Source organism: Pseudobacter sp., from assembly GCF_051955275.1.
In the GTDB taxonomy this organism is placed as follows: Bacteria; Bacteroidota; Bacteroidia; order Chitinophagales; family Chitinophagaceae; genus Pseudobacter.
Genome location: NZ_JBQCGW010000197.1, coordinates 1 through 13,406, shown reverse-complemented (window position 1 = coordinate 13,406; position 13,406 = coordinate 1). Strand labels below are relative to the sequence as shown.

The 13,406-nt window shown below is 46.7% G+C and carries 9 protein-coding genes; 1 reads left to right on the top strand and 8 read right to left on the bottom strand.

Annotation, left to right across the window (positions count from 1 at the left end):
• Positions 1–9: 9 nt before the first annotated feature.
• Positions 10–2,346: a glycoside hydrolase family 3 N-terminal domain-containing protein gene (locus ACTHMC_RS17125; protein WP_440414866.1), complete on the bottom strand. Its 2,337-nt coding sequence runs from the start codon at positions 2,344–2,346 to the stop codon at positions 10–12.
• A gap of 251 nt (positions 2,347–2,597) precedes the next feature.
• Here ACTHMC_RS17125 and ACTHMC_RS17120 point away from each other — a divergent pair, with 251 nt between their 5' ends.
• Entirely contained in the window at positions 2,598–3,470 is an 873-nt protein-coding gene (locus ACTHMC_RS17120) for a helix-turn-helix domain-containing protein (RefSeq protein WP_440414864.1), read from the top strand.
• A gap of 6 nt (positions 3,471–3,476) precedes the next feature.
• Here ACTHMC_RS17120 and ACTHMC_RS17115 read toward each other — a convergent pair whose 3' ends face one another.
• The 7 genes from ACTHMC_RS17115 to ACTHMC_RS17085 all read right to left on the bottom strand — a co-directional run.
• Positions 3,477–5,042 (bottom strand): sodium:solute symporter family transporter, encoded by a 1,566-nt coding sequence (locus ACTHMC_RS17115; RefSeq protein WP_440414863.1) that lies wholly within the window; start codon positions 5,040–5,042, stop codon positions 3,477–3,479.
• Between the two features lie 59 nt (positions 5,043–5,101).
• A complete protein-coding gene (locus tag ACTHMC_RS17110; protein WP_440414861.1) occupies positions 5,102–6,550 on the bottom strand; it encodes an ATP-binding cassette domain-containing protein in 1,449 nt (482 codons plus the stop codon).
• A 389-nt stretch (positions 6,551–6,939) separates the two neighbouring features.
• The gene (locus tag ACTHMC_RS17105; protein WP_440414860.1) at positions 6,940–8,409 is read right to left on the bottom strand and encodes a TlpA family protein disulfide reductase; all 1,470 of its coding nucleotides are present in this window, start codon (positions 8,407–8,409) and stop codon (positions 6,940–6,942) included.
• A 38-nt stretch (positions 8,410–8,447) separates the two neighbouring features.
• Complete coding sequence (locus ACTHMC_RS17100; RefSeq protein ID WP_440414859.1) at positions 8,448–9,962, bottom strand: PKD-like family lipoprotein; 1,515 nt, start codon at positions 9,960–9,962, stop codon at positions 8,448–8,450.
• Positions 9,963–10,004: 42 nt separating this feature from the next.
• Positions 10,005–10,787 (bottom strand): DUF4843 domain-containing protein, encoded by a 783-nt coding sequence (locus ACTHMC_RS17095; protein WP_440414857.1) that lies wholly within the window; start codon positions 10,785–10,787, stop codon positions 10,005–10,007.
• 25 nt (positions 10,788–10,812) lie between these two features.
• Positions 10,813–12,297: a RagB/SusD family nutrient uptake outer membrane protein gene (locus ACTHMC_RS17090; RefSeq protein ID WP_440414856.1), complete on the bottom strand. Its 1,485-nt coding sequence runs from the start codon at positions 12,295–12,297 to the stop codon at positions 10,813–10,815.
• An 18-nt stretch (positions 12,298–12,315) separates the two neighbouring features.
• Positions 12,316–13,406 (bottom strand): TonB-dependent receptor domain-containing protein (locus ACTHMC_RS17085; protein WP_440414854.1); only part of this gene is annotated, 1,091 nt, incomplete at its 5' end.

The following is a 13,406-nucleotide window of genomic DNA, read 5'->3' as shown; positions in this document are numbered from 1 at the left end:
TGGAGATTATTAGGGTTTGAATTCGAGGGTTTCTTTACATTTTATGGTGCTGGCCAGCGTTCCCACCTGGATGGTGAAATCTCCTTTTTCGATCACGGGCCGGTTCTGCTGGTTGATGAATGCCAGGTCACGCGCAGGTATGGTAAAACTCACGGTTTTCTTTTCTCCGGGAGCCAGGGAGATCTTGTCGAAACGCCTCAGCCGTCTTACATCCGGGGTAAGACTGGCTACCTGGTCATTGATGAAAAGCAGTACAGCCTCTTTGCCGGCATGGCTTCCTGTGTTCATAACGTCAACGCTTACCCGTAATATATCGTTTGCGCCAAACACCGGTTTACTGATAACCAGGTTGCTATAATTGAAACTTGTATAGCTGAGGCCATAGCCGAATGCCCATTGAACGGAGAGCACCGCGTCGTAATCGTATACGCCCGGCATCCTGTCTACACTTTCCGAAGGTTTATGATCGTAGGTGGTCAGTGAGTTGGGATGTTTCGGATAGGTGTAGGGGAGTTTGCCACTTGGATTCACTTCTCCGGAAAGGATATCTGCCAGGGCAAGACCGCCTTGCGAACCGGGCAGATAGGTCTGTACTATGGCAGTGGCCAGTGGCTCGATCCCTGAAATGATACGCGGCCTGCCTTCGTTCAGCACAAGGATCAATGGTTTTCCGGTACTGGCGAGTGCGCGGGCGAGTTCCTGCTGGTTGGTTGAAAGGTGAAGATCATCGAGGTTGCCCGGGGTTTCCGCATAGGAATTCTCTCCGATGCATAGTACAATATAATCAACACTGGCGGCGGCTTTTACTACGGCTTCGATATCGGGTTTATTTTCTTCCCAGTATTTTCCTTCCATATTGTAAGTAACGCCAGGCTCATAGCTGATATGCTCTTTTCCGAATTTGCTTTGCATGGCCTTCAATATGGTTACACCCTGCGGCATCAGTGAATCCACTTTGTTGCCTTGCCAGGAGTACGACCATCCACCGTTCAATACACGCATGGAGTTGGCATTGGGACCAGTCACCAGTATCCTGGCGTTCTTTCTCAGTGGGAGAATGCCATTGCTGTTCTTCAGCAGGGTGATGCTTTCTGCAGCGGCTGCATAAGATGTTCCGGTGAATGCGGCGCTGCCGAAATCCGGATAGTCGGAGGCTGGCCAGTAAGGTCTGTCAAACAGGTTGAGCCTGAGTTTCAGCCGCAGTATCCTGGCCACTGCATCATCGATACGTTGCATGGATACTTTACCTTCTTTAACCAGTTCCAGCAGCAGATCACAATAGGAACAATCATAAGGAACCATCGCCATATCTATGCCTGCATTGATGGCCAGCAGGATCGCTTCTTTCTGATCGGCCACTATCTTGTCCCTTTGCCAGATATTGTTGATGTCGGCCCAGTCGGTAACCACCACGCCATCCCAGTTGAGACCGTTTTTCAACCAGCCGGTGATCAGTTTTTTATTGGCATGCACGGGATAACCATTGATCAGACCGGAGTTCACCATTACGGTTAACGCACCTGCACGGATGGATTCCGCAAAAGGAGCAAAATGCTTTTCGCGCAGTTCCTGTTCAGAAATGATCGCAGGGGTGCGGTCCTTACCGGAATACGGCACACCATAACCGAGATAATGTTTGAGGCAGGCGGCTACCTGGTCCTTCCCGATCATTTTGCTGTTACCCTGGTAGCCCAGGATCATCTGTTTTCCCATTTCTCCCACCAGGTATGCATCTTCGCCATAGGTTTCCCATTGTCTGGGCCAGCGTGGATCGCGGCCCAGGTCAAGCACCGGCGAAAAATTCCAGGGCACGTTACTGGCTTTGGTTTCATAGGCGCAGACTTTAGCGCTTTCATAGACCAGGTCCCTGTTGAAGGTGGCGCCCATGTTCACGGACTGTGGCATCAGGGTAGCATCCTGCGTATAGGTAGCGCCGTGGATCTCATCCACACCATAAATGAGGGGAATGCCGGTGGTTGCAATTGCTTTTTTCTGCAGGTGGATGATGATCCTTTCCCAGTCGGCCCTGGTCATGGCTGTAACGGCAGCAGTATTGAGAATGGAACCTACTTTGTATTTTCCGAGTATCAGTTCTACCATTTTTTCATCGAACTGGAAAGGCAGATAACTGGAATAAATATTATCGCCCTTACCAATGACATCGATATTGATCTGTGTCATCTGGCCGATCTTCTCCTCCAGAGTCATTTTTTTCAGGAGTTGCTGAACCCGCACTTCTATAGCAGGGTTATTCCTTTTCGTAAATCCAGGCAAGTTGTCGTTAGCATTTACAAAATAAGGAACAAAAAACAGGAGCAATAATCCAGGAATATTTGTTCTCATCATTGTCGTTTCGAAAAATTTGATCAAAAATAGGTGTTGACTGGTTCGATAACTGATACTATTCTGTTGATTGCTTGGTGAATTCTGAGCATGCATTTTGTATGGAGATGTGATCAAATAGTGGTATCTGCTGGATTCCAGTTCGTTAAGAAAATAAATCAAATATGATGATGCGCAGTTGATAGCTGATGGTTTTATGAGTAAAATGAATTTAACAGTAACTTGCTGCCTGTATAACCCGTATCCATTTTAGTATGTCCACTATTATCAGAGAAACAACTCCCTTGCAGGAAGATGACCTGTTTGCCTTGTTCAGACACAGCCAGGCCAAATTCGATTACCCCTTGCATATCCATAGCGAGTATGAGATCAATATGGTCTGTAATACAAGCGGGAAGCGGATCATAGGTGATTCCATCGAGCCGTTCGCTGATCTGGATATCATCCTGGTTGGTCCCAACCTGCCGCATTTGTGGAAGGCGCCCACCTTTAATGAGACCACTGTGATCACCATTTATTTTGAGGATACGATCGTAAGCTCACCGCTGTTCATGAAAAAAATGTTCACACCTATCCGGGAAATGTTACTGAGGTCAAGCCGCGGCCTTGATTTTTCTCCGGAAACCAAATACAGGATCAAAGACCGCTTGTTTCAATTGAGCCAGTCGCACGGATTCAATACAGGACTGGATTTCTTCTCCTTGTTGTATGAGCTGGCCACCTCTCCGGGGCAGCGCTCATTAGCCAGTCCTTCTTATGATGTGAACACAATACGGGATGAATCGAAGAGCGGAAGGATAGCTGCGATCTGCCGATATATCGAAGAAAACTATCACCAGGACATTTCGCTGAAAAGCCTGGCCGATCAGATAAAATTATCGGAATCCGCATTCAGTCATCTGTTCAAGAAGAGGACCAGCCGGAGTTTTGTAGAGTATCTCAACGAGGTAAGGATAGGACAGGCAACCAAAATGTTGCTGGAAACCACGCTCACTATTTCGGAGATCAGCTATCGCTGTGGCTTCAATAATCTATCGAATTTCAACAAAATGTTCAGGAAGTTGAAGAAGCAAACACCGAGCGAATACCGGAAATCGCTCAGTCAGATCACTACCCGGAATTACTGATAATGTTCACCCCAGCAATATCCAGATGGAAGCTACCGCCAGCAAAAGCAAAGCGGACCAGAATAGATAATGACGGCGCCAGTTTCCCTTTTTCATTTCATGCACTTCTTTCCGGAAGCCGGCGAAAGAAAAATGCAGATTTTCCAGTTTCTCTTTTTGCGGAGCAGGGCTGGTGAGGCTGGATAGATATACGATCAGCATGCTGAACAGCAATACAAAAGGCACAACCAGTAAAAAATGCAGGTTGCCGAAAACTGCCTGCTTGTATAAAAGCAGTAAAACGGCCACTATGCTACCGGCCATCAATCCTGTAAAAGCACCTCTTCCATTGACGCGTTTGTTGAAAATTCCGAGCAGGAAAATAGCCACTACGGGTGGCGACAAATAGGATAACATTTCCTGGTAATATTTTAAGAGAGAGCCGAATTTTCCGATCTGTGGTGCCCATAGCGCTGCCAGAATTACCACTATCAGAGAAGTGTATTTGCCCACCAGCACCTGTTTCGGGGAATCAGCATTTTTGTTGAAGCGGCTGTAAAAATCGATGGTAAACAAGGTAGCAGTAGAATTGAGGATCGCGCCGAGTGCAGACATCAGTGCAGAGAGCAGCACCAATAATACGATGAAGAGCAAGGATCCTGGCAGTAATTTCATCACCATGGTGGGATAGATGGTATCCGGATTTTGCAAACCGGGAAAGATACTTCTCGCCATGGTGCCGGAAAAAGTGATCAGCAGCATCACTACTATTGACAGGAACCCGGTGAGTAAAAGCCCCAGCCTTCCTTCATTCACACTTCTGGCACTCAGTACGCGCTGTACCATGGTTTGATTATTAGCCCAGTAATAAATACCGAGAACGGGCATGCCCAGGATCAGTCCGGGCCAGGGCGTGGAACTGTCACTTACCGGCCGGATCAATTTTACCAATCGGTCGCCTGAGCTGAAGAGTTGTTGCAAGGCAGTTCCTCCATGCCGATAACAGAACCAGGCAAGCAGGCAGGGACTTATGATCAGTATGATGGCCTGAATGAATTCAGTTTTGATAACAGCGCTAAGCCCGCCGGGTATGGTATAACTTGCCACCAGGATGGCGAACAGCCAGATCACCAGTTGTATATCGGCCGGAGGATAGATCAGTTTGATGATGAGCGCACCTGCATAGAGGGCGCCCGCAGCATCCAGGAAAATATTGCCTATGATACAGATGGCAGAAAAATAATAACGGGATCTCTTATCGAATCTTTTTTCAAGGAACTCAGGAATGGTGAAGATCCCGGAACGCATATAAAGCGGAAAGAGAAATATAGCAAAGAAGACCATCACCACTACGCCCACGAGGTTGTAATTGTAAACAGCAATACCAGTGGTATAGGCATCTCCCGATTGCCCGATCAGTGTGGTGGTGGAAATGCTTGCGGCAAAAAGTGAAAGCCCAACGATCCACCATGGCATCGAACGGTTAGCCAGAAAATAAGACCTCGAATCATTGCTTGTCCCATGTCTGAGGCCATACCAGACAATGAAGGCGATGAATAATACAGCTATAAATACGTCAGCAGTTGTCCACATAAGGCAGGCAGGTAATGGTCGTAAATATAGGGAGAATGAATAAACAATCGAGAGAACGCTCAGGCTGAAATGCTTGCTTCGCCCTTATTCAACATTAAATGTTTATTAATGCATGCCGGCCATTCTTCCTGGTAATGGCTCACATAAAGAAGCGTGGCGCCTGACAACTGACAGATGGCGTTGACTGTGTTCCGGAAACGTGCTATCATGAGCTCATCAAGTCCCTGGCAGGGCTCGTCCAGGATGAGCAGGGGCGGGTTCTTGATCAGTGCGCGGGCCAGCAGCGCCAGCCTTTGTTCACCGGCACTGAGCATATTGAGCAACCGGTGCGCTTTTTTATCCAGTTCAAAAACGCGCAGCCATTGCATCACCAGTTCTTCGGTGGTTGTATCCAGTTGCCTGAACAGTCCGATGGTATCGAAGAGGCCGCTGGCTACCGCCTGAAAGGCGGTGGCGGCAGGATCGAAATGCAGGTGCAGTTCCGGGCTCACATACCCGATCTTCTTCTTGATGTCCCAGATGCTTTCTCCTGTGCCGCGCCGTTTGTCGAATAACCAGATCTGGTTCGCATAAGCCCTGGGGTTATCCCCGGTGATCAGGCTGAGCAGGGTGGACTTGCCCGCGCCATTGGGGCCGGCCACGCTCCAGCATTCGCCTTTGCGTACTTCCCAGTTGATATTGCGCAGCACCTGTTTTTCTTCATAACTCACATTCACCTCCTTCATGCGGATGGCATATTCAAACTCTGCGTCCACTGGCCGGATCAAAGCCCGCAGCAGGTGAGGGGAGAATACTTCAGGTTCCGGGGATGCTGGTGGAACGTATGCTGTTCTTTCTACTACAGCAACCAATTGCCCTTTTTCCAGAGTGGCCACATGTGTGATACATTCCGGGATCTCGTGCGGTGTAGTGATCAGCAGAAAGGAAACTCCCTGTTCACTGAGCTTGTCAAGTATCTGTTGGAGGATGGCCCTTCCGGCTTTATCGAGTCCCAGGAAGGGATGATCAAGGATCAAAAAATCAGGTTTTTGCAGCAATGCGATGGCCAGTTGCAGACGTTTGTTTTCGCCATTGCTCAATTGAATGAGTGGCTCCTGCAGTACAGGACCCAGTTGCAGCGCGGTGATCAGGCTGCTAACTGCGGGCTGCGACAGGTCTGCGCCCAGCGCTTCTGCGGCTGTGATGGTGTCTTCTGCATCGAAGGAATTGTATCGTTGCTGGTAATAAAGGTCACTGGTATTGCTCTTGGCCTTGAACTTATGTTGCTGCTCCACCAGTACGATCCGCTGATGGAAAGTTTCCAGCGTACCGAAAGAAGCATGGATATGTCCGCTGTAGAAATGATGCCCGGCGAGGGTTCTGGCGAGAACGGTCTTGCCGCTGCCTGAATCGCCAATAAGCGCATATTGCTCTCCGTGATGGATACTGAGTTGGATGCCTTCCAATACAGGTTGGGCGCCGAGTTTTACGGATACGTTTTCCAGTTGAAGTTTGGGGACCGGCTGCATGACGTCTGTTCTGTTTGATCAAATGATACAGCAATCTACACAAGCACGGGCATAAAATGAGTGTGTCTCTTAGGGATCTGATACACTTTTTTTATTTTATTGACCTGTATGGCGCTTTCAATAGTAAAGCAATCAGCTTTCCGAAATGGAAAAGTGAATTTATACGCTTTCTTTACGGAAAGAAAAAACAAGGACCCGCTAAAAAGGAGGTATAGCTTTTACTCGGGGAGCAGCCGCTCGCGTCCCCGCGAGTGACGGATATTTCGTCGCCTCCGGCGACACGGTGCTCGCCAGAGGCGAGCCAATAGAAGTCACTCGCGGGGACGCGGGCGACTGGGCACAGCAAAAAATAAATGGGGCTGACCAAACACGTTAAGGGAATAGTCTTTTCATGATCCCTTTGTATATTTTTCCAGTTGTGCAATCAATGCTTTTCCTGCACTGGGGCGGAGCGCATCCCATTCCAGTACTTCTCCGTTCCTGCCAATGATGATGTATCTGGGGATGCCCTCGAAATTGGGAATCACATTGCTCATGTCTTTAGCCAGCGCACTGCCGGCTCTTATGTTCACTCCTCCCATATTCATCCCTTTTACCATCTTTAACCAGTTTTCATTGGCATTGTCAACGTCCAGGGACAGATAAAGGGTTTCCACATTCATCTTTTTAAATGCCGGGTGTACGAGAGGCGCATACTTGAATTCCTCAACGCAGTAACCACACCAGGTGGCCCATATATCGATATAGGTGATCCTGCCTTTGAGCTTTTCCCTGAGTTGTTCGAAAGTGGAGATGTCCTGGTAATTATCCAGGTATTTTACATTGTTGTTGTTGGCTACATTTTGATAATAGGTTTTCACTTTCGCTATCGATGGTTCCAGCCAGGGAGACAGTTTGCTATGAGGGAATTTTTCTTTGAATGCGGTGAATGACGCAATGATTTCTTCGGGAGGCGGAATGTTTACTGCATACTGATAAATATCGCTGGCATATGCCATTTGATTTGCTTCTCCCTTGAAATACCTGTCGAAGACCTTGTTCCTGCTTTGAATGGCTGCTTCCTTTGTGTTGGCGGGCTGTGAGGAAACGGCTGCCCTGGCGGTGTCGGTCATCCGGCTGTAAGCGTAAACATAATACATCAGGTCGGAAAAGTCGGGATATTTTGCCCAGGCCGGCTTTGAAGGAAGCTGATCGTAAAGGCTGCCTGATATTTTCAGAATTTTCTGTTTGTTTTCAGCACTTAAAGGGGGCTGTTTTTCCGAACGTTCATTCAGTGTGAACTGGTAGCTGGTTGCCAGTATTTTTGTCCTGTACAGGTCCAGGTAACCGAAGATAATATCATGGAGATTTTGGTCTGTTTTTCCCTGTTGTTTGAGTAAGACAAGCGTGTCTTTGAAAAGTTTTACTTCTTCATCAACCGCCCTGATCCTGGCAGCGGGATCAGCGGAAATGGTATCCAGCGCAGCTGCAAACCTCCATGTTTTTTCACGGCTGGCGATCCGGTTGAAAAAACTGATGGCATCCTGGTCTTTGCCTGTAAGTTTCAATATATCATTCTGATTGTCTGCAGGATTGAACTGGTACGTTTTTCCTGGTTCAATATAAAAGTAACTGGTAAGCCCTTTATAAGTGATTGAGGCGAAACCTGGTTTGTCCAGTTTGCGTTGTACGGAAAAACTGCGGCTTGTCTCATCAGCCATGATGGTGTCGGCTGCGGCATCAAAGTATAAGCCATCTACAGGCACTGTCAGTAAAATCATGGGATCATTGTTCTTGCTGATCGATCCTTTGACAGTGACGGATTGGGCCATCAGTTGAACAGAGAGCAGTGAAAATGAAATATAAATTATTGTTTTCATTACTTGATTTTGTATGGAACGGGAATTAAAATGCCAGGCTATTTATGCGCTACATCCACGATCTTGCCGGTTTTCTTTATTGATTTCACTAATTCCACATCGCCGTTCAAATTGGGCGGGGTGAACAACTCCAGCGAGCCTGAGGAGATATCGGCTTCATTGTAAGTGCAGACTACAAGGGTGTTGAAGTATTGTCCGGACAGATCCTGCAAATTCGTGAAATTTTTGATCAGGGTGATCTTATTGTTGCCAAAGTCCTGTACCAGTCTTGCCTTTTGTTCTATCATATTGTACTGGTACAGTTTGCCATTCACACTGTAAAAAACATAGCCGTACACATCGTCTACAGCAAATTGAGTGGCTTTACCGATATCCGGCGCCAGTATTTCTTTATAATAGCTTTGTAATCCTGTACCGGAAAAACGGGCCAGATTGACTTTGGTGGTGCTATCGAGAATGGCGAATATCTCGCCACCATTAAAGTTGTCTGCAAACGTGATATACCGTAACTCCTGTTTGGTAGAGAAGTTGAATAGTGTTCCGGCGGGCAGTTCAAGGCAATAATCGGCATTGGGGCTGCGGAGAAAGGTTTTGGTTTCTTCATTGAAAACGATGGCGCCCTGACCGGAGTAAATTGCCATCTGTTCCGATGCCCTGAATTTTGTATTGTTGAAAGAGTTGATGGCATTAAACTGGTTACCGTCATATTCTTCCAGCCAATAGATACTGCCATCATTGTACAGGTAGTGCAGGTAACCACTTGAAAAGAACCTTGCTGTGGAAAAATTGGCCTGGGCAGGTAAACCGGAAATGTTTTTCCTGAGATCATACCTGGGTGGACTGTATTCCAGTGTGTCCGGTCCCAAAAGTGCAAAATTGGTGGAGGTCCCGATAAATGGATGGGGCCCTGAATTGGGAGTGAACTGGTACTGATAGTCAATAGTAATAAACCGTGGTTTACCGGTGGTAGGAAATGCGGAACGGGTGGTTTTCAAAACATCACTGATCAGACTGTCATTGTAAATAGCAGATATCATTCCCAGCCGGCTGCTTCCATCAGGTTGTTCACAAAGCAATAACCATCCGTTTGAGCTTATGCTGCCGAAAATGAATTTAAAATAAGTGTCTTTGGACAAGCCTGTTTTTTTATCGGTGACCCTGAAAAAGGCCGAAAAAGCTCCCATGAAATTATTTCTGACGGTGTTTCCAGCAATGGTGGCAGCCACTTCCCCTTTCTTGATTTCGAGCCTGGGAGAAGTAGACAGGGGATAGAGGGTGGCATAATCTTCGCCACCCGATAAATCCTGGTCGATCTTCCACTGGTAGCTGAAAAGGGATGTGTCAATCGGATTTCCATCCGGCGTTGTAATTTCAGGATCGATGACAAGGGCTTCTTCATTCACATCTACCAGGTATACGGAATCGATTCCTTTTACAATCACCGGATCATCCACTTCGTGATATTCGTAATTCCCTTTGTCTTTCATGCAGGCAAAAAAGAACAGCACTGACAACAATATTATTGGTATATGTTTATTTTGTTTGTGTTTCATGAAATTTCAGTTTACGTGTTATTCATCCCGGAAGCCCTTCTGTTATTGTACGTCCGGTCCCATTATCATCACGCTTCCATCCCGCTCCCTGATAATATTCCCTTTTGCTGCTTCACTATTCAAATACTGTTGGGTGCTGGTAGCGTAACGCTTGTAGGACTCTCTGGGGAAACCGCTCAGGTCATAGTCTGGTTCTATGTCCAGAACCCGGGCCACTATCAGCCATTTTTCCCATGAATACTTCCCAAAGAAATTTTCATTTTCGGACCAGTACGCGGGTACATTCAGGGTATTGCTCATGCTGATCACAAAGCGGTTAAGCCTGATGGCCGGTGCGGATCTATCCAATACATTTTCTTTTCTGAGGAGGAATAGTGTGTCGAAGTTTTCATTGGGAAGCAGCCTTAATGTCAGGTATAAAGGCTTTTCTTCCATGGCACTTGTTTTGAAAATTACGACCTTGAAATCGGCGGTTACAGCACCGCCGGGAATGAAATAATTATTGTTCTCCGGCAATTTAAAATCCCTTCCTTCAATGGCATCGGTATGCTCTTCGTCAGTGATGAGCTGGAATGCCCTCGGTGTTGAAGTGGTATTCCCGGTGATTTTGACGCTCACCACCAAGGTATCCTGCACAAAGGCCGGTTCTTTGGTTGCGAAAGAATATTTGAGTGTATCGAAGTATTTATCCCAGGATTCATAATCTTCGGATTTTATCAGGTTGTTGAAATAGATATCTCCTTTTGAGTTGAATAATTGCACATTCTCTTTGCTGCATGCACCCAAAAGCAGGAGCCCTAATATTCCAGGTATGAACTGTTTCATAATTTTTTTTATAGTCAGTAACTACTCATCTGTATTGTGTTTCTGATAGTGGTAACGGTATCATGTACAGGCCGCTGGTCATAGTTATATTACTGTTGGCCGAAGAACCGGCAGGGATGGAAGCGAAGTTGTTCCTTTTATAATAAAAGAACAGTTGCCCTTCGCCCCAGAATTCTTTTCTGTATTCTTTAGTTATTTCATTGGTGATATTATCTGTTGCGGACAAAGGGTTCAGTATTCCCCTGTTGGACCTCACCTCGTTGAGGTAAGTGGCGGCCTGTTGTTTATCTGGCGTGCATTCTGCCGCTATATAGAACAGTTCTGATATCCTCATCAATGGCTGAATGTTCCTGAATGCAGGAAATACGCCGGCGTTACTGGCGGTCAACGGAGTGAATTTGGTGAATACTTTGAAATTGTAATTGGCTGTTCTGTCGATGGCCCAGGAGCTTCTCAGTCTGAAGTCGTTTTCCTGGTTTTCATAGAACTCATTCAGCCTGCTGGCCAAAGGCGCCAGGAGCGTATTGCTGTTCGGATCTCCTGATCCGGATTGCAGGTAATTACTGGCTCCAAAATAGGATTGAAAGAGTAGGTTCCTAAGCGGGTTTTCAGGTCCGAACAGGATTTCCCTGGAGAATACCCTGTCCGGATTGGAAATATTGCTTCTGGTATCTGTTTCCGGTGTCCAGGGGAACTTATTAGATGCAATATTGATGACCTCCAATGCTGTTTTCAGGGCATTCTCCTTATCACCCATATATAACTGTATCCTGGCCTGCAATGTTTTTACAGCATAATAATTCATCCTTCTGTTCCTGGCCTTGAAAAAATTTGCCGAGATATCTTCCGTGTCGAAGGGTTGTACACCCAATTGTATGATTGGGTCTTGTTGCAGCAATTCCAATGCAGTGGAGCAATCCCGGAGCAGCAAATCCATGAATCTGGCTGGCGGTAGCAGTTCACCCAGTTTGGTTTCGGGCAGTTCCGGATACGGCAGAACAGCGGTAGTGGAACCTGTACTGTAAACGGGACCGAACAAACGGAAAATATCGAAAGCAACATACGCTCTCAATCCATACGCTTCTCCGAGCATCCATTCTTTTTCCTGGGTGGTGAGTACTGAAGTGGATACATTTTTTACACCTGCTATAAATTGATTGATGTTCAGGATCAGGGTAAAGGCGCTGCCCCAGATATTGGAAATATCCTTTTGGAATAAGGATCCATCGGTGTATTTGTATTTTGAAGCGGATGCAAACCGGTGAACACCGGGGAAGTTGTAATACTGGGCCATTACATCCACTGTTGTGGCTGTGAGATTGCCTCCATACAACTCTTCTGCAACCATTTTGATATAGATGCCGTTCAGCGCTTTTTGTATGGAAGATGCCGAACTGAATACCTGCTGGTCAATCATTTTATCCACCGGTTGAACATCCAGGTATTTGTTGCAGGAAGTCAGTGCCAGAATACACCCTGTGACCAGCAAACTTATTTTGATCTTGTTCATTTTGGGCATGTTTGAATTCTAAAAGAATACATTCAGACTTAAAGAATATGTTTTGGCAAAAGGATAATCTGTTCCTCTTTCTGCCGTGATATTCGAGAGGCGGAACAACTCATTGCTAATGGCGTTGATCCGAAGGGTCCTGATCCTTAATTTATGCAACCAGGGCAGGGTGGATTCGGACATTTCATATCCGATGGAAATGGATTCGCCTGACAAATAATTCTCCTCCTGGATAAACCTGGAGGTAGGAGGGGATTCGAGGCTATACTGGCCGTCCATACTGCTCAGGTAGATACTTCTGAACATCGCTACATCACCGGGTTTTTTCCATCTTTCATACAGGGCCCTTTTATCCTGGTTGAAAGACAGTTGATCGAGCGTGATATTCTCCACTTTGTTGAACATGGCTGTGTTGAATATGGCCTGTTTGAGGCTATATCGCAGATAAATAGAAACAGAGAAATTTTTGATATTGAGATTGGAAGAGATCACACCCTGTACTTTGGGTTGAGCGGATCCGATCACTGTTTCGTCAGCCACATCATAATACAATGTATGGGTCCCGTCTTTCTTGATCATTATTTCCTTCCCGCTGGCAGGATCGATACCCAGTGACCGTACTGCCCAGATATCATCTGGGCTGTAGCCATCGAGGTATCTTCTCAGATAAGCGGGGATGTCTTTAACAGGAGTTTCGGCGGTCAGGGTCCTTCCTTTTTCATTCTCTTTTTCGAGGATGGAATTGAAGTTGGCATATCGGCTTTTGGCAATGCTGCCGGTAACTCCCAGGGTCCATTGTATGCCTTTTGCAGGGTTCATCAACGGAGAATATTTAATGATGGCTTCCAGGCCTTTTATAGTGAGTTGCCCTGCATTGATGGCATAATTGGAAACACCGATGGAAGCGGGCGCCGGGGCAACCACTACCAGGGGATCTGTCTGTTTCTGGAAGGCATTGAAGGTAATCAGCAATTTGTTGTTCCGGAAAGCCAGGTCCAGCCCGGTGCTGATCTGTTTGGTAGTTTGCCAGTCGAGGTCGGGAGAGCCCAGTTGGTTCAGGTAAACACCTGTACCAAATCCTGTAACACCATTCGTATATCCATATACGG